Raw genomic sequence first — 16,652 nt, 5'->3', positions numbered from 1 at the left:
TGCAGTCATGCCCAATCTGCCCGACGTCGTGGCCTGGTCGATACCTGCCTTCGTGCTGCTCACCGTCATCGAGATGATCAGTGTCCGGATCCACCCCGACGAGAACGCCGCCGGGTACGAGACCAAGGACGCCGCGACCAGTGTCGGGATGGGACTCGGGAGCCTGGCCTTCGACTTCCTCTGGAAGATCCCGATCCTCGCCGTCTACACGGCGGTTTACGAACTCACCCCGCTCCGCGTCCCCGTCCTGTGGTGGACCGTCCCGCTCATGCTGCTCGCGCAGGACTTCTTCTACTACTGGTCGCACCGCGGCCACCACGTCGTCCGCATCCTCTGGGCCTGCCATGTCGTGCACCACTCCAGCCGCAGCTTCAACCTGACGACGGCTCTGCGCCAGCCGTGGACGACGCTCACTGTCTGGCCGTTCTACGTCCCTCTCGTCGCCCTCGGTGTGCACCCGGCCGCGCTCGCCTTCTGCTCCTCCGCGAACCTCGTGTACCAGTTCTGGATCCACACCGAGCGGATCGACCGCATGCCCCGGTGGTTCGAGTACGTCTTCAACACGCCCTCCCACCACCGCGTCCACCACGCATCGCAAGGCGGCTACCTGGACCGCAACTTCGGCGGAATCCTCATCGTCTGGGACCGGCTCTTCGGCTCGTTCGTCGCCGAGACCGAACGGCCTGTCTACGGGTTGACGAAGAACATCAACACGTTCAACCCGGTCAAGGTCGCCACCCATGAGTACGTCGCGATCGTCAAGGACATCAAGGCGGCGGGCAGTTGGCGTGAGCGCGCCGGACGGGTGTTCCGGGGGCCCGGCTGGCAGCCCGCGCGCCTGCGCCAGGAGCCGGCCGAAGAGACCGTCGTCGCGTGAGGCCGGCCCGGGTTCTCCTCGCCGTCTTCGCCCTCACGGCGGCCGTCGACCTGACCGCCCTCGCGTTCGGCTCCGACACCGGGCACGCCCTCGCCAAGCCCCTTCTGATGCCCCTCCTCGCCGCCCACGCCCTTCTGCGCGGCACCCCGCGCCTCCTCCCCGTCGCACTCCTCCTCGGCTGGGCCGGCGACGTCCTGCTCCTCTCCGACGTCGACCCGGCGTTCCTGGCAGGCATGGCCTCCTTCGCGGCCGGTCACGTCTGTTACCTCGCCCTCTTCAGGAGGTACGGCAAAGGGGACCGCAGCGCGAAGGGCGCCCCACGCGCGCGCGGCGCACGCATCCGGCTCGCGGGGGTCTACGCCCTGGCCCTGGCCGGCACTCTCGCGGCCCTCTGGCCCGGCCTCCCCGCCGAACTCCGCGTCCCCGTCGCCGGTTACAGCCTCCTGCTGACCGCGATGGCCTACCGGGCCACCGCACTCGGGCTCCGCGCCGGCGTGGGCGGTGCGCTCTTCCTGCTCTCCGACACGCTCATCGCGACCGGCGTCGCGGACCTGCCCCAGCTGCCCCGGCCCGACTTCTGGATCATGCTCACGTACGTCGCGGCCCAGTGGCTCCTGACCGGCGGTGTACTCGAGGCGGTGCGGACCGCGACGCCCTCACCCGTCACGTCCAGCGGATCGGCACCGGCAGCGCGGTGAGCAGCCCCGACACGGCGACCACCAGCCCCAGCGCGACGACCTCCGCGCGTGCCGGGGCGCAGGCCGTCAGCGGGTCGGCCGCCCGGCTCAGCCGCAGCCGCGACCACAGGGCGAGCACGGCGACGGCGACCACGACGATCACCTTGGCGAGCAGGGTGCGGCCGTACGCCGTCGACGTCAGCTGGTCCAGGACCGTGCCCGGCGGCATCCGGCGCAGCGTGCTCCAGATGCCGGTGGCGGTGATCAGGGCGAGCAGAGGGGCCGCCACGCGCGCGTAGAGGCCCAGCAACGCCACGCGCGCGTCCCGGGCAGCCCCCCAGAGGGGCAACGTCCGCAGTACGTACAGCAGTCCGCCCACCCACAGCGCCGCGCACGTGAGATGGACGAACGTCAGCGCCGAGCCGGTCAGCGGACCGGTCTCCGGCGCCGGATGGGCCCGCAGCGCCTCCGCCACAGCCACCGCGCACAACGGCCAGACCTGCATGGCCGGACGGGCCGACAGGGCGCACAGGCCCGCCGCGGCGAACCCGTTGACCTCCAGCAGCGCGAGCTTGCCGTCCCGGGACTCGTACAGGCCGCCGACGTCGATCGCGGCCAGGCTGTGCGGTACGAGGTTGCCGGTCGACACCACCGAGGCCAGTCCCAGCGCGGCGACGAAACCGGCACCGGCCGCGTAAGGCGCCCAACTCCGGGCCCGCTCCGGCGGCGCCCCGGGCAGCCTCCCGGCCAGCCTGCGCACGAAAAGCTCGCCCACCGGAACGCACAGCGCGGCGAACAGCACCGTCCGCAGCAGCGCGATCCCGCCCACGCCGGGCGCGGCGGCCTCCCCGGTGCCGTCCAGCGCGATGGACGGGCCGAGCAGCGGAATCAGCGCGGCCGACGCCACCAGCAGGAGCAGGGCGACGGCCCGTCCGATACCGGGTTGCCCGAGTCCAGGTCGTCCGTTGTCAGGGTGCCCGGCACCGGGCGTTCTCACGGGCCCGCTCTCGTCGGACGTTCCGTCTGTCGGTCGTATCAAGCCCACCCCAAGATCCTCACCAGCCGTCGGTACGTCCCCGGCGACTCACCCCGGCGCCCCTCCCCAAGGGCCCACGCCGTGTCTATCTCAATACACCCATTGCGGTCGATCCGCACCCCAAACCCCGGGAGGCCGCACCCAGTCGACGGGCCCGCCCGTGAAGGAGATCGGCGGCAGCGCGTACCGCAGCCGCCCCAGCGCGCTGTCCCGCTCGGCGAGCCACGCCTCCGGCCCGTCGTACGCGGCGCCGTCCACAGGAGTCTCCCGCCCACGCTCCGCCCCGCTCGACAGCCACCCCGCCGTCCGGGCCAGCGCCAGCCGCACGAACCGGCTGCCACCCTCCCGCACCTGGTCGCTCAGCGCCCGCAGCACCCCCGCCGCCAGCAGATATCCCGTGCCGTGGTCGAGTGCCTGCGCGGGCAGCGCACCCGGCTCCGCCACCGACCCCTCGATCGCCGCGATGCCCGTGGCGACCTGCACCAGGCTGTCGAAGCCCCGCCGCTCACCCCAGGGCCCGTACGCGCCCCACGCCGACAACTGAGCCACGACCACCCCGGGCCTGCGCTCGGCCAGCGCCTCCGGCGACATTCCGTACCGGTCCAGTGCGCCGGGCCGGTACCCGGTGACGACGACGTCCGCGCCGGCGAGGAGTTCCTCGAAGGCACGCCGGTCGGCCGCCAGATCCAGCACCGCCGACCGCTTCCCGAAGCCCGTGTCGGCGTGCTGGTCGGGGAGTTCGGGCAGCCGGGGCGCGTCCACACGCAGGACGTCCGCGCCGAGCAGGGCGAGCGTGCGGGTGGCGACGGGGCCCGCGATGACCCGGGTCAGGTCCAGGACCCGGACTCCGGCGGCGGGCAGCAGGGGACCGGTGCCGATCGGCGCGAGCACGCGCGCGGGTGCCGAGTCCAGACGGCCGCGTTCGACCACAGGGCGCGCGGCGACCGCCGCGCCCTGCTCGTGCGCGGCCCACTCCTTCGCCGTACGCAGCGCGACGGCGAGGCCACCGGCCGCGTACACGGTCTCCTCGGCCTCCGCGGCGGAGCGTTCGGCGAACGCGGCGGCGACGGACACCGGGTCCTCGGACGTGCCCAGGGCCGCGAGGAGGCGTGCCCGGTGGTGCGGGTAGTTGGCGTGCGTGCGCACCCAGCCGTCCGCCGTCCGCCAGAAGCGCGACAGGGGCGCGAAAGCGACCGGTGCACGTCCGCCGATCAGCAGATGCCGCTCGCTGACGAGGGCCGTGGCGAGCGCGCCGTCGTCCACGCGGACCCCGGGCACCTCCGGCAGCCCGGCCCGGAGGGCGCCCAGTTCCGCGGCGGCCAGCGCGCAGGATCCGACGCAGGCCCGCGCCAGCTCCCGTACCGGAAGCCGTGATGCGAGCACACCGGTGCGTACGACGGTCGAGACCCGGGCGGCGAGCGCGGGATCGCCGCCCAGTGCGGCCCAGGTGTACTCCGTGCTCAACACAGTCATACGGTCACTATGCCGTGTGTACTGGATCAATATATGTACTGGATCAATACAACGGGCCGGACAGCTCAACGCTGCCCGGCCCGCCGAAGAGGATCAATACCGAAGTGGATCGGTACCGAAGAGAGCTACTTCGTCACCGCGTCCAGCGCGTCCGCGATGCCGTGGCCGTAGAAGCCGTTGTAGTTCTTCCGGCCCTCGCACACCGCGTCGACCTTGCCGTCACCATTGATGTCGTACGGGTCCGTGCACGGCGTGGCGTCCGCCTCGGCGTACAGGAGCGCCTTCACCAGAGCGGCCGACGCGTGCGGGTGCGTCGACTTGATCAGGGCGGCCACACCGGCGACGTGCGGGGACGCCATCGACGTACCGGCCATGTAGCCCCAGGTGCCGCCGGGCAGCGGGCCGAGGATCAGGCCGCTGGTGGCCGGCGGGGCCGGGGTCTGATAGCGGGTCGAGTCGCCGCCGGGGGCTGCTATGTCGATGACGCCGAGCCCGTGGTTGGAGAAGGACGACTTGATGCCCTTGGCGCCGGTCGAGGCGACCGTCACCACGCCCGGGAGCTGGGTCGGGATGTCATAGCACTTGGACGGGTCGATGACCCGGTCCGAGGGCGTCGCGTCGTTGGGGGAGACCGGGTCGGTGATCTCGTCGGCGGCGAGGTCGTAGTTCTCGTTGCCGGCCGCCGCGACGTTGACGACACCCTTGTGCTCCGCGTACTGCGTGGCCCGCGTGATGGCGTCGACCAGGGCCTTCTGGTCCGGGTCGTTCTTGCAGTTGAAATACCAGGGATCCGTGTAATAGCTGTTGTTGGTGACGTCCACGCCGTGCTCGGCGGCCCACACGAAGCCGCAGACGACGGCCTCCGTGTAGAAGTAGCCGGCCGTGGTCGACACCTTGATGCCGGACACCTTCACGCCGGGTGCGACGCCCGTGACGCCGACGCCGTTCTTGGCGGCGGCTATCTCGCCGGCCACGTGCGTGCCGTGCGGGCTCTCGCCCGTGGTCGGCCGCCAGGCCCCGTCGGTGGTGTCGGGCTTGCCCGTCACACAGTTGACGGAGGCGGCGCGGTCGAAGTTCGGCGCGATGTCGGGGTGGGTGTCGTCGACGCCGGTGTCGATCACGGCGACGGTCACCTTGGAGCTGCCGAGGGACTTCTCGTGCGCCTTGTCCGCCTTGATGGCGGGCAGGTCCCACTGCAACGGCTCCAGCGGGTCCTGGCCCGCGGTGGCGGCGGCGGTGGCGCTCGCGACCTCCGCCGCGGAGAGCACCTTCGGGGCGCCCTCGTCGGTGGTCGACTGCGCGGGCAGCGGCGCGTTGCGCGTGTTGCCGGCCGACTGCACGCCCGGCACCTTGCGGACGACCTTCGCGAAGTCGGGGTTCGCCGAGTGGACGACGATCACGCCTATCCGGTCGTACGACGTCACGATCGTGCCGCCGGCCTTGGCGATGGCCTTCTTCACGTACGGGGGAGCGCCGAACCCGGGGAACACGTTGACGACATAGCTGAGCGAGGTCGCGTCGGCTGCGACGGCGGAGGCACCGGTGGTGACGTCGGCGTCGGCCGCGACGGCCTGGATGTTCGGCAGGAAGGCGAACGCCGTCGCCATGACCATCCCGACCGGGATCGCCACGGCGCGACGGGAGCGCGGGTGAGGCGCTGTCATAAGGGTCTCCAGTTGCTTCGTTCGTGGGACGTGCGGATCGTGCGGGAAACTCGGCAGAACGTGCGGGTCACTTGACCGCGCGCAGCGCGTCGACGATCCCGAACCCGAAGAATCCGTTGACCCGTTTGCCGCCCTCGCACACCGCGTCCTGCGTGCCGTCACCGTCCTGGTCGTACGACGCGGGGCAGCCAGGGTTGTTCGCCTGGACCTTGAGCAGCGTCTGGAGCTGCGCCGGGGTCGCCTTCGGGTGCTTCGACTTCAGCAGCGCGGCGACGCCCGCGGCGTGCGGCGAGGCCATCGAGGTGCCCTGCAGGAAGGCGTACTCGCCGTTCGGCATGGTGGACAGGATGCGGCCGTTCTTCGACGGCGTGTCCGGTATCTGGTACTTGCGGTCGCCGCCCGGCGCCGCGATGTCGATGACGCCGTTGCCGTACGTGGAGTAGTACGACTTGACGTTGTCGACACCCGTGGCGCTCACCGTGACGACACCCGGGAGCTGGGTCGGTACGTCGAAGCACTCGTGCGGGTCGATCGTGCGGGTGACCGCCGTCGAGTCGTCGGGGCTGCTGTCGTCGACGATCGCGTCGGAGTCCAGGTCGTGGCTGGAGTTGCCCGCCGACGCCAGGTTGAGGGTGCCCTTCTTCGTCGCGTACAGCTGCGCCCTGTTGACCGCGTCGACAATGGCCCGCTGGTCGGGGTCACCCATGCAGTTGTACAGCCAAGGATCAACGTAGTAGCTGTTGTTCGTGATCTCGACGCCGTGGTCGGCGGCGAACACGAAGGCGCACACGACGCTCTCCGGGTAGAAGAGCCCGTTGTTCGGGTCGCTCACCTTGATGCCGGCGACCTTGACGCCGGGCGCTACACCGGCCACACCGATGCCGTTGCGGGCGGCGGCGATCTCACCGGCGACATGGGTGCCGTGGTAGTCCTCGGCGGTGTACGGGCGCCAGGCACCCGCGCTGGTGTCCGCGACGCCGCCGACGCAGTTCGCCGACTGGGACGCGGAGAAGTTCGGGGCGAGGTCGGGGTGGGTGTCGTCGACGCCGGTGTCGATCACGGCGACGGTGACCTTGCGGCTGCCCGGGTTGATCTTCGCGGCCTTGTCGGCGCCGATCGACCGCAGGTCCCACTGGTCGGCTTCGAGGGGCTCGCTCTCGGGGGTCCTGGCCGACACGGCCTTGACCTTGGCTGCCTCGGCGGCCGTCAGATAGTCCGCCGCGCCCTCGTCGGTCGTCCCGGCGGCGACCAGCGGCGTGGTCCGGGTGGCACCCGCGGACCTCACACCGCGCACCGCGCGGATCTCCGCCCCGAAGGAGGGGTTCGCGGAGTGGACGACGATCACGCCGATCTTCCTGTACGTCACCACGACGGTGCCGCCGGCCTTGGAGACCGCCTTCGTGACCGCCCCGATCGTGTGACGGTCGGTGCTCTTGGTGTTGACGACATACGCGAGGTTCGGACCGTCCGCCGCCCGGGCGACAGGGGCGGCCGGTTCGGCGGCCGACGCGGCCACGGGCAGGAAGCCGAGGGAGGCGGTCAGGGACAGCACGACCGGCACCGCGAGAGCGAGCCGGCGTCTGGAGCGCAGATGAGCCATGGGTTCTCCACATCATCCGGAAACGAGGCTCGCCCGGACAAGGATGGTTGCCGGGCAAGCGCGTAGCAGGGACGGACAACAGTTACGTACGCGCGAAAAGGCGGGCACGGGCGCGCGGCCCGCACCACGGATTTTGCAGGTACATGACGGTTGGTACAGGGCGAAGCTATCCCGCATCGCCGCTGGCCAGCAATGACTTCCGGAGATCAGTTCGGAAAGAAACGCGGCGAGTTGAACCGGTCCTCGCGTGGCGCCGTGACCTTGTGCAGGGAGCACGAGGACCGTCGGGCCCCCTGTCGGATCACGCGTGGGGGCCCTACCATCGCGAGCCGACCACCTGTGATCCAGATCACCGCGAGGTCAGAGAAGAGACATGTCCGTACCCAGCCCCACCCCGTCCCCGAACGACCACGCACCCCCGTCCACCGACGTGACCGCACCCGCAACGCGAGGAGACTCCGTGGCTACCGACGCACCGCCCCCCTCGAAGACAGAACGCCGCCTCCCCACCACGGAGGAGTACGTCGAGGTCCAGCAGAGCGCCGAGTTCGGTGAGCTGCGCCGCGCCCACCGCTCCTTCGCCTTCCCGCTGACCGTCGGCTTCATCGCCTGGTACCTGCTGTACGTCCTGCTGTCGAACTACGCGGGCGGCTTCATGGGCACCAAGGTCGTCGGCCACATCAATGTCGCCTTCGTCCTGGGCATCGCCCAGTTCGTCACCACGTTCCTCATCGCCTGGTGGTACGCGCGGCACGCCGCCGCCAACCTCGACCCGAAGGGTGAGGCGATCAAGTCCCGGATGGAGGGCGAGGCATGAGCCCCGTACAGCAGAGTGTCCTCGCGGCAGGCGAGGCCAGTGAGCACCGGCCACTGATCATCTCCCTGTTCGCGGTGTTCGTCGTCGCGACCCTCGTCATCACCGTCTGGGCGGGCCGCCAGACCAAGAGCGCCGCCGACTTCTACGCCGGCGGGCGCCAGTTCAGCGCCTTCCAGAACGGCCTCGCGGTCTCCGGCGACTACATGTCCGCCGCGTCCTTCCTCGGCATCGCGGGCGCGATCGCCCTGTTCGGGTACGACGGCTTCCTGTACTCCATCGGCTTCCTCGTCGCCTGGCTGGTCGCCCTGCTCCTGGTCGCCGAACCGCTGCGCAACTCGGGCCGCTACACCATGGGTGACGTCCTCGCCTACCGCATGCGCCAGCGTCCGGTCCGCACGGCCGCCGGTACGTCGACGATCGTCGTCTCGATCTTCTACCTGCTGGCCCAGATGGCCGGCGCGGGCGTCCTCGTCTCGCTCCTCCTCGGCATCACCTCCGACGCGGGCAAGGTCGCCATCGTCGCCCTCGTCGGCGTCCTGATGATCGTGTACGTCTCCATCGGCGGCATGAAGGGCACCACCTGGGTCCAGATGGTCAAGGCCGTGCTGCTCATCAGCGGCACGATCCTCATTACGTTCCTGGTGCTGCTGAAGTTCAACTTCAACATCTCCGATCTGCTCGGCACCGCCGCTGAACGCAGCGGCAAGGGCGACGCCTTCCTCGAGCCCGGCCTCCAGTACGGCGCCACCGGCACCACCAAGCTGGACTTCATCTCCCTGGGCATCGCCCTGGTCCTCGGCACCGCCGGTCTGCCGCACATCCTGATCCGCTTCTACACGGTGCCCACGGCCAAGGCCGCCCGGAAGTCCGTGAACTGGGCGATCGGCATCATCGGTGGCTTCTACCTGATGACGATCGCGCTCGGCTTCGGAGCCGCGGCACTGATCGACCCGAAAGAGATCACCGACTCCAACCCATCGGGCAACACGGCGGCGCCACTGCTCGCCCTGCACATCGGCGGCGTCGACTCGACCTGGGGTGCCGTCCTGCTCGCGACGATCTCGGCGGTCGCCTTCGCGACGATCCTCGCCGTCGTCGCCGGCCTCACGCTGGCCTCGTCGTCGTCCTTCGCGCACGACATCTACGCCAACGTCATCCGCAAGGGGCAGGCCACCGAGAAGGAGGAGATGAAGGCGGTCCGCTGGGCCACCGTCTTCATCGGCATCATCTCCATCGCCCTGGGCGCCCTCGCCCGCGACCTCAACGTGGCCGGCCTGGTCGCGCTGGCGTTCGCGGTCGCCGCGTCCGCCAATCTCCCGACGATCCTCTACAGCCTGTTCTGGAAGAAGTTCACCACCCAGGGCGCCCTGTGGTCGATCTACGGCGGCCTGATCGTGGCGGTCGGCCTGGTGCTGTTCTCACCAGTCGTGTCCGGCGACCCGAAGGCGATGTTCCCGGGCGTCGACTTCCACTGGTTCCCGCTGAAGAACCCCGGGATCATCTCCATCCCGTTCGGCTTCGTCATGGGCTGGCTCGGCACCGTCCTCTCCAAGGAGGAGCCCGACACCGGCAAGTACGCGGAGCTGGAGGTGCGGTCCCTCACGGGCACCGGAGCGCACTAGGCGCTCGCTCGCCGGTTCGCCGGCACAGGCACCGCGTGGGGCCGCCGTAGGGATCTACGGTGGCCCCACGCCGCGTTCTGTGGCATCGGGCCGGCCGCGTTGTCGGTGGGGTCACGTAGGCTCGCAGGTATCAGGAGAAACTCTTACCCACGCGATCCGCTACGAGGGAGGGGGCCCACGTGCTCATCGACACCTACGGCCGAGTCGCCACCGACCTGCGCGTCTCGCTGACCGACCGCTGCAACCTGCGGTGCACGTACTGCATGCCCGAGGAGGGCCTGCAGTGGCTGGCCAAGCCGGACCTGCTCACGGACGACGAGATCGTCCGCCTCATAGACATAGCCGTCCGCATCCTGGGCATCGAAGAGGTCCGCTTCACCGGCGGCGAGCCGCTGCTGCGCCCGGGCCTGGTCGGCATCGTGGAGCGGGTCGCCGCCCTGGCCCCCCGCCCCCAGATGTCCCTGACGACGAACGGCATCGGCCTGGGCCGCACGGCGACCGCCCTGAAGGCGGCGGGCCTGGACCGCGTCAACGTCTCCCTGGACACCCTCCGCCCGGACGTCTTCAAGACCCTTACCCGCCGCGACCGCCACAAGGACGTCATCGCGGGCCTGGAAGCCGCCCGCGAGGCCGGCCTGACCCCCGTGAAGGTCAACGCGGTCCTGATGCCGGGGTTCAACGAGGACGAGGCCCCGGAACTCCTCGCCTGGGCGGTCGAGCACGACTACGAGCTGCGTTTCATCGAGCAGATGCCTTTGGACGCCCAGCACGGCTGGAAGCGCGAGGGCATGGTCACCGCCGGTGACATCCTCGCCTCCCTCCGTACCCGCTTCGACCTGACGGAGGAGGGCACCGGCGAACGCGGCTCGGCCCCCGCCGAGCGCTGGCTGGTCGACGGCGGCCCGCACCGTGTCGGCGTCATCGCCTCCGTCACCCGCCCGTTCTGCGCCGCCTGCGACCGCACCCGCCTGACGGCCGACGGCCAGATCCGCAACTGCCTCTTCGCCCGCGAGGAGACGGATCTGCGAGCGGCCCTCCGCTCCGACGCCTCCGACGAGGAGATCGCCCGCATCTGGCGCGAGGCGATGTGGGGCAAGAAGGCGGGCGCGGGCCTGGACGACCCGTCCTTCATCCAGCCGGACAGGCCGATGTCGGCGATCGGGGGCTGAAGCGGGCTCAGCTGTCCGGAGCCTCCCAGGCCTCCAGCCGCACGACGTCCTTCAGGAAGCCACGCACCCCCAGAAACTGCGACAGGTGCTCGCGATGCTCCTCGCACGCCAGCCACGTCTTCCGCCGCTCGGGCGTGTGCAGTTTCGGGTTGTTCCAGACGAGCACCCACTCCGCGCCCGCCCGGCATGCCTTGGCGGAACAGATGGGGGAATCAGGGTCTGAGCCGATCATCTGCTGACCCTAACCCGGCGGAAACAGGGCTCAAAAAGGCGACGCCGAGCAGCCACGGGGGGAGCTGCCCGGCGTCGGTCTGTCGCTCCGACGGGGGATGCGGAGCGCGTACGAAGTATGTCACGGGGAACCGTCCGACCGGCACCGGAACTTCATGATTGATCTGAGCTTTTCTTGAGCTTCGCGACGCTGTACGCACTGACTTCTGGTCAGGATCGTTCGCGCGGATTGCCCCGCGCGGCGGCCCCCTGATCGCCCCCGGCGTCCTCCGCCGCGGATTCCGCGAAGCCCTCTTCCGGTCGCGGCGGCGTGATCATCGGCCGCACCGGAACCGTCACGAACGTCGAGGGGAGCCCCGGCGCGTTCTCCCGGCCCGCGTTGGCGATCACCACGGAGATGTAGGGCAGGACCATGCCGAGCACCAATGCCACGAACGCGACGTGCCGTTCGACGTTCCAGAGCACCGCCGCGAGGACCACCGCCACCGTGCGCACGGACATGGAGATGATGTACCGGCGCTGTCTGGCACGGACATCGTCCGCGAGCCCCTGCCGGGCCCCGGTGATCCGGAAGACCTCGGCGCCGCCGCTGTTGCTCCGCTTCCGCATCACGTTCCACCATCCACCCGAATCGGACACGCCCCGGCCCGTACCCCACGCCGAACCCGGTCGGGGAACCAGGCCCGGACCGCTTCCACGTTACGCCGCGCCTGCGTCGCCTACGAGAGCGGGGCATCTTCCGTCGGGGTGACCCGTCTCAGTCCTACCGCGTACCGAGGTCCCCGACATGCGCCGTAGCGCGAACGGGCCGACACTGGGCGTAATGCTCACGTAGAGCCGTACGAGGAGGCATCCATGGGCTGGTTGTGGGCGATCATCGTGGGATTCGTGCTGGGTCTGCTGGCCAAGGCGATCATTCCGGGCAAGCAGCACAGCCCGCTCTGGCTGACGACCATCTTCGGCATCATCGGTGCCGTCATCGGCAACGCGATCGCACGAGGTCTCGGCATCGACGAGACGAGCGGCATCGACTGGGGCCGTCACGCGCTCCAGCTCGCGGCGGCCGTCGTGATCGTGTTCCTGGGCGACATGGCGTACTCGATGATGCGCGGCAAGAGACAGCGGGCATAGTTCCAGGTCCTGTCGGTACGTGTGAAGGGGGCGGCCCGGTCAACAGGGCCGCCCCCTTCACACGCGCGCGCAGCACCCACGGTCCGGTCAGCCGGTGACCTCGACCGCTGCGAGGTTCTTCTTGCCCCGGCGCAGGACCAGCCACCGCCCGTGCAACAGGTCCTCCTTAGCGGGGACCGCGTCCTCGGCGGTGACCTTCACGTTGTTCACGTAGGCACCACCCTCCTTCACCGTGCGCCGCGCGGCCGACTTGCTGGCCACCAGTCCGACCTCGGCGAACAGGTCGACGACCGGCCCCGCCTCGGCGACCTGGATGTGCGGCACCTCGGAGAGGGCCGCGCTCAGCGTCCGCTCGTCCAGCTCACCGAGTTCGCCCTGGCCGAAGAGGGCCTTGGACGCGGCGATCACGGCGGCCGTCTGCTCGGCGCCGTGCACCAGCGTCGTCAGCTCCTCGGCGAGCGCGCGCTGCGCGGCACGCGCCTGCGGACGCTCCGCGGTCTGCGCCTCCATCGCCTCCAGTTCCTCCGGGGACTGGAAGGACAGGATGCGCATGTACGCCGAGATGTCCCGGTCGTCGACATTCAGCCAGAACTGGTAGAACGCGTACGGCGTCGTCATCTCCGGGTCGAGCCAGATGGCGCCGCCCTCGGTCTTGCCGAACTTGGTGCCGTCCGCCTTCGTCATCAGCGGCGTCGCCAGCGCGTGCGCGGAGGCTTCCGGCTCCAGCCGGTGGATCAGGTCGAGCCCGGCGGTGAGGTTGCCCCACTGGTCGCTGCCGCCCTGCTGGAGCGTGCAGCCGTACCTCCGGTACAGCTCCAGGAAGTCCATGCCCTGCAGGAGCTGGTAGCTGAACTCCGTGTAGCTGATGCCCTGGTCGGACTCCAGACGACGGGCGACCGAGTCCTTCGTCAGCATCTTGTTGACGCGGAAGTGCTTGCCGATGTCCCGGAGGAACTCGATGGCGGACAGGCCGGCCGTCCAGTCCAGGTTGTTCACCATCACCGCGGCGTTCTCGCCCTCGAAGGACAGGAACGGCTCGATCTGCGCGCGGAGCCGGTTCACCCAGTTCGCGACCGTCTCCGGGTCGTTCAGCGTGCGCTCCGCGGTGGGACGCGGGTCGCCGATCTGGCCGGTCGCCCCGCCGACCAGGGCCAGCGGACGCAGGCCCGCCTGCTGGAAGCGGCGCATGGTGAGCACCTGCACCAGATGACCGACGTGCAGACTGGCCGCGGTCGGGTCGAAGCCGCAATAGAACGTGACGGGACCGTCCGCGAGCGCCTTGCGCAAAGCGTCCTCGTCAGTGGACTGGGCGAACAGCCCACGCCACTTCAGCTCGTCGACGATGTCCGTCACGGTTCTCGTATCTCCTTGAATGGTCTTCGTTCAGTTCTACGGCAGCCGAGCGACTACCGGCAACGAGGTTATACGCCCTGACTGACAGAGCTCATATTGAAGTCCGGCACCCGCAGTGCGGGCATCGCGGCCCTGGTGAACCAGTCGCTCCACTCCCGGGGCAGCGTCTTCTCCGTACGCCCCGCCTCGACGGCACGCCCGAGCAGGTCCACCGGCGACTCGTTGAACCGGAAGTTGTTGACCTCCCCGCTGACCTCGCCGTTCTCCACGAGGTACACCCCGTCGCGGGTCAGACCGGTCAGCAGCAGGGTCGCCGGATCGACCTCGCGGATGTACCAGAGGCAGGTCAGCAGCAGACCTCGCTCGGTGTTCGCGACCATCTCCTCCAGGGACTTGTCCTCGCCCCCGTCCAGGACGATGTTCCCGATCGCCGGGGACACGGGCAGGCCGGTAAGCCCGGCGGTGTGCCGGGAGGTGATCAGCCGGTTCAGTTCGCCCTCGCGGATCCACTCCGTGGCGCTCAGCGGCAACCCGTTGTCGAACACCGACTGGTCGTCGCCCGAGGAGTGGGCGAGCAGGAAGGGGGAGGCCTCCAGGCCGGGCTCGTTCGGGTCGCTGCGCAGCGTCAGCGGCAGCTCGGTGAGCCGCTCGCCGATACGTGTCCCGCCGCCCGGCTTGGAGAACACCGTGCGCCCCTCGGCGGCGTCCCGCGCGGACGCCGACCACAACTGGTAGATCAGCAGGTCCGCGACCGCGGTCGGCGGCAGCAGCGTCTCGTACCGCCCGGCGGGCAGCTCGATCCGCCGCTCCGCCCAGCCGAGGCGTACGGCGAGTTCCGCGTCCAGAGCGGCCGGGTCGACGTCCTTGAAGTCCCGCGTGGAGCGCCCGGCCCACGCCGAGCGCGTACGGTCCGGGGACTTGGCGTTCAGCTCCAGCGTCCCGTTGGGCTGGTCATGGCGCAGGCGCAGCCCCGTCGACGTACCCACATAGCTGGACACCAGCTCGTGGTTGGCGAAGCCGTACAGCTCCCGACCGCCCGCACGCGCGCGTGCGAAGGCCTCACCGAGCGCCGGCGCGAAGTCGCCGAACACCGCGGAGGAGGTCTCGGCGGGCGCGTCCGTGAAGTCCGGGGACTCCGGTACGCCCCCGACCAGCGGCTGGGCGTCCTCCGCGGGCCCGGCGCCGCGCGCGGCGGCCTCGGCGGCCCGTACGAGCGGCTCCAGCTCGTCGGCGGTGACGGCGGCGCGGGAGACCACCCCGGAGGCCGTGCCCTGCTTGCCGCCGACGGTGGCGACGACCGTGAGCGTGCGCCCGCGGGTGACCCCGTTGGTGGTGAGGGCGTTGCCCGCCCAGCGCAGATTGGCGGTCGACTCCTCGTCGGCGATGACGACACACCCGTCGGCCCGGGACAGCGAGAGGGCCCGCTCGACGATCTCGTGCGGCTTGATCAAACGAGCGCTCATCGACCGGCCTCCTGCGTGGTGTTGAGAATGTTGACGCCCTTGAAGAGGGCCGACGGGCACCCGTGGGACACGGCCGCGACCTGCCCTGGCTGGGCCTTGCCGCAGTTGAAGGCCCCGCCCAGGACGTACGTCTGCGGACCGCCGACGGCCGCCATGGAGCCCCAGAAGTCGGTGGTCGTCGCCTGGTAGGCCACGTCCCGCAGCTGCCCGGTGATCCGGCCGTTCTCGATCCTGAAGAACCGCTGCCCGGTGAACTGGAAGTTGTAGCGCTGCATGTCGATGGACCAGGACCGGTCCCCGACGACATAGATCCCGCGGTCGACCCCGCCGATGAGGTCCTCGGTCGCCAGCCCGCCCGGGTCCGGCTGCAAGGACACGTTGGCCATGCGCTGCACGGGCACATGCCCGGGCGAGTCGGCGTACGCGCACCCGTTGGACCGCTCGAACCCGGTCAGCTTCGCGATCCGCCGGTCCAGCTGATAGCCCACCAGCGTCCCGTCCTTCACCAGGTCCCACGACTGACCGGCGACGCCCTCGTCGTCGTAGCCGATGGTCGCCAGGCCGTGTTCGGCGGTGCGGTCACCGGTGACGTTCATCAGCTCGGAGCCGTACCTGAGCTTGCCGAGCTGGTCGAAGGTCGCGAAGGATGTGCCCGCGTACGCCGCCTCGTAGCCGAGGGCCCGGTCCAGCTCGGTGGCGTGGCCGATGGACTCGTGGATGGTCAGCCACAGGTTGGACGGGTCGACGACCAGGTCGTACAGCCCCGCCTCGACGCTCGGCGCCCGCATCTTCTCGGCGAGCAGGTCAGGGATCTGTTCGAGCTCGGACTCCCAGTCCCAGCCCCGGCCCGTGAGGTACTCCCAACCGCGTCCGACGGGCGGCGCGATGCTCCGCATCGAGTCGAACTCGCCGCTCGACTCGTCGACGGAGACGGCGGTGAACTGCGGGTGGAGGCGCACCCGCTGCTGGGTGGTGACGGTCCCCGCGGTGTCGGCGTAGAACTTGTTCTCGTGCACCGTGAGCAGCGAGGCGTCGACATGGTTGACCCCGTTCGCCGAGAGCAGCCGCGCACTCCACTCGGCCAGCAGGCCCGCCTTCTCCTCGTCGCTCACGGTGAACGGATCGATCTCGTACGACGAGACCCACGTCTTGTCGGCGTGCACCGGTTCGGCGGCCAGTTCCACGCGTTCGTCGGACCCCGCGGCCTTGATCACCTGGGCGGACAGCTTCGCCATGGCCACGGCCTGCGAGGCGACCTTCGCGGCGGCGTCCATGCTCAGGTCCACGCCCGACGCGAACCCCCAGGTACCGCCGTGCACCACCCGCACCGCGTACCCCAGGTCCGTGGTGTCCGACGTGCCGGACGGCTTGGCGTCCCGCAGCCGCCAGGACGCGCTGCGCACCCGCTCGAACCGGAAGTCCGCGTGCTCGGCACCGAGCGCACGCGCGCGTGCGAGGGCGGCGTCGGCGAGGGCCCGCAAGGGCAACGCGAGGAACGACGGATCGATTTCATGGGCCACGAGCGGCCTCCCCTTGTCA

General features: G+C 70.2%; 15 protein-coding genes. 6 read left to right on the top strand and 9 right to left on the bottom strand.

The features are described from left to right. Nucleotides 1–7 precede the first annotated feature (7 nt). Both G3I56_RS26165 and G3I56_RS26160 read left to right on the top strand, forming a co-directional pair. Nucleotides 8–877 (top strand): sterol desaturase family protein, encoded by an 870-nt coding sequence (locus G3I56_RS26165; protein WP_164413013.1) that lies wholly within the window; start codon nucleotides 8–10, stop codon nucleotides 875–877. Next, nucleotides 874–1,575 (top strand): lysoplasmalogenase, encoded by a 702-nt coding sequence (locus tag G3I56_RS26160; RefSeq protein WP_164413011.1) that lies wholly within the window; start codon nucleotides 874–876, stop codon nucleotides 1,573–1,575. The genes G3I56_RS26165 and G3I56_RS26160 overlap by 4 nt, the downstream gene beginning before the upstream one ends. Here the strand turns inward: G3I56_RS26160 and G3I56_RS26155 are convergent. The 4 genes from G3I56_RS26155 to G3I56_RS26140 all read right to left on the bottom strand — a co-directional run bounded on the left by G3I56_RS26155 (nucleotide 1,541) and on the right by G3I56_RS26140 (nucleotide 7,327). After that, nucleotides 1,541–2,551 carry a CopD family protein gene (locus G3I56_RS26155; protein WP_343240053.1) on the bottom strand — a complete coding sequence of 337 codons (1,011 nt, stop codon included), beginning with the start codon at nucleotides 2,549–2,551 and terminating at the stop codon, nucleotides 1,541–1,543. The two genes, G3I56_RS26160 and G3I56_RS26155, sit on opposite strands and share 35 nt — an antisense overlap. Before the next feature lie 129 nt (nucleotides 2,552–2,680). Further along, entirely contained in the window at nucleotides 2,681–4,063 is a 1,383-nt protein-coding gene (locus G3I56_RS26150; protein WP_164413007.1) for a CoA transferase, read from the bottom strand. Nucleotides 4,064–4,188: 125 nt separating this feature from the next. Continuing rightward, a complete protein-coding gene (locus tag G3I56_RS26145; protein WP_203690688.1) occupies nucleotides 4,189–5,727 on the bottom strand; it encodes a S8 family serine peptidase in 1,539 nt (512 codons plus the stop codon). Between the two features lie 67 nt (nucleotides 5,728–5,794). Continuing rightward, on the bottom strand, nucleotides 5,795–7,327 hold the full coding sequence (locus G3I56_RS26140; RefSeq protein WP_164413005.1) for a S8 family serine peptidase: 1,533 nt from the start codon (nucleotides 7,325–7,327) through the stop codon (nucleotides 5,795–5,797). Between the two features lie 460 nt (nucleotides 7,328–7,787). On the opposite strand from G3I56_RS26140, the gene G3I56_RS26135 reads away from it, so the two are divergent. The 3 genes from G3I56_RS26135 (at nucleotide 7,788) to moaA (ending at nucleotide 10,935) form a co-directional block, all read left to right on the top strand. Further along, nucleotides 7,788–8,144, top strand: coding sequence for a DUF485 domain-containing protein (locus G3I56_RS26135; RefSeq protein WP_164413003.1), 357 nt, complete (start codon nucleotides 7,788–7,790; stop codon nucleotides 8,142–8,144). Continuing rightward, nucleotides 8,141–9,766: a cation acetate symporter gene (locus G3I56_RS26130; RefSeq protein ID WP_164316360.1), complete on the top strand. Its 1,626-nt coding sequence runs from the start codon at nucleotides 8,141–8,143 to the stop codon at nucleotides 9,764–9,766. The genes G3I56_RS26135 and G3I56_RS26130 overlap by 4 nt, the downstream gene beginning before the upstream one ends. A 179-nt stretch (nucleotides 9,767–9,945) precedes the next feature. Then, nucleotides 9,946–10,935, top strand: coding sequence for a GTP 3',8-cyclase MoaA (moaA, locus tag G3I56_RS26125; protein WP_164413001.1), 990 nt, complete (start codon nucleotides 9,946–9,948; stop codon nucleotides 10,933–10,935). A 7-nt stretch (nucleotides 10,936–10,942) separates the two neighbouring features. Here moaA and G3I56_RS26120 read toward each other — a convergent pair whose 3' ends face one another. Both G3I56_RS26120 and G3I56_RS26115 read right to left on the bottom strand, forming a co-directional pair. Continuing rightward, nucleotides 10,943–11,167, bottom strand: a complete 225-nt coding sequence (locus G3I56_RS26120) for a hypothetical protein (protein WP_164412999.1) — start codon at nucleotides 11,165–11,167, stop codon at nucleotides 10,943–10,945. A 209-nt stretch (nucleotides 11,168–11,376) separates the two neighbouring features. Next, nucleotides 11,377–11,775 (bottom strand): DUF3099 domain-containing protein, encoded by a 399-nt coding sequence (locus G3I56_RS26115; RefSeq protein WP_164412997.1) that lies wholly within the window; start codon nucleotides 11,773–11,775, stop codon nucleotides 11,377–11,379. Between the two features lie 246 nt (nucleotides 11,776–12,021). Here G3I56_RS26115 and G3I56_RS26110 point away from each other — a divergent pair, with 246 nt between their 5' ends. Next, nucleotides 12,022–12,297, top strand: a complete 276-nt coding sequence (locus G3I56_RS26110; RefSeq protein ID WP_164412995.1) for a GlsB/YeaQ/YmgE family stress response membrane protein — start codon at nucleotides 12,022–12,024, stop codon at nucleotides 12,295–12,297. Between the two features lie 87 nt (nucleotides 12,298–12,384). On the opposite strand, the gene tyrS is transcribed toward G3I56_RS26110, so the two are convergent. From tyrS to G3I56_RS26095, 3 genes are all read right to left on the bottom strand, one after another. After that, nucleotides 12,385–13,650: a tyrosine--tRNA ligase gene (gene tyrS / locus G3I56_RS26105; protein WP_164412993.1), complete on the bottom strand. Its 1,266-nt coding sequence runs from the start codon at nucleotides 13,648–13,650 to the stop codon at nucleotides 12,385–12,387. Nucleotides 13,651–13,718: 68 nt separating this feature from the next. Continuing rightward, nucleotides 13,719–15,113: a metallopeptidase TldD-related protein gene (locus G3I56_RS26100; RefSeq protein ID WP_164412992.1), complete on the bottom strand. Its 1,395-nt coding sequence runs from the start codon at nucleotides 15,111–15,113 to the stop codon at nucleotides 13,719–13,721. Then, on the bottom strand, nucleotides 15,110–16,633 hold the full coding sequence (locus G3I56_RS26095; protein WP_164412990.1) for a TldD/PmbA family protein: 1,524 nt from the start codon (nucleotides 16,631–16,633) through the stop codon (nucleotides 15,110–15,112). Before G3I56_RS26095 ends, G3I56_RS26100 begins: the two co-directional genes overlap by 4 nt. Nucleotides 16,634–16,652 lie beyond the last annotated feature (19 nt).

Origin of the sequence: Streptomyces sp. SID12488, from assembly GCF_010548275.1 — a bacterium.
In the GTDB taxonomy this organism is placed as follows: Bacteria; Actinomycetota; Actinomycetes; order Streptomycetales; family Streptomycetaceae; genus Streptomyces.
The sequence above is the reverse complement of the archived record's forward strand: the minus strand, read 5'-3'. Positions and strand labels throughout refer to the sequence as shown.

Coding starts and splice junctions, on each gene's coding strand:
- G3I56_RS26150 (WP_164413007.1), bottom strand. CDS start 4,063: ATGACTGTGTTGAGCACGGAGTACACCTGGGCCGCACTGGGCGGCGAT.
- G3I56_RS26145 (WP_203690688.1), bottom strand. CDS start 5,727: ATGACAGCGCCTCACCCGCGCTCCCGTCGCGCCGTGGCGATCCCGGTC.
- G3I56_RS26120 (WP_164412999.1), bottom strand. CDS start 11,167: ATGATCGGCTCAGACCCTGATTCCCCCATCTGTTCCGCCAAGGCATGC.
- G3I56_RS26115 (WP_164412997.1), bottom strand. CDS start 11,775: ATGCGGAAGCGGAGCAACAGCGGCGGCGCCGAGGTCTTCCGGATCACC.
- G3I56_RS26140 (WP_164413005.1), bottom strand. CDS start 7,327: ATGGCTCATCTGCGCTCCAGACGCCGGCTCGCTCTCGCGGTGCCGGTC.
- G3I56_RS26100 (WP_164412992.1), bottom strand. CDS start 15,113: ATGAGCGCTCGTTTGATCAAGCCGCACGAGATCGTCGAGCGGGCCCTC.
- G3I56_RS26130 (WP_164316360.1), top strand. CDS start 8,141: ATGAGCCCCGTACAGCAGAGTGTCCTCGCGGCAGGCGAGGCCAGTGAG.
- G3I56_RS26165 (WP_164413013.1), top strand. CDS start 8: ATGCCCAATCTGCCCGACGTCGTGGCCTGGTCGATACCTGCCTTCGTG.
- G3I56_RS26110 (WP_164412995.1), top strand. CDS start 12,022: ATGGGCTGGTTGTGGGCGATCATCGTGGGATTCGTGCTGGGTCTGCTG.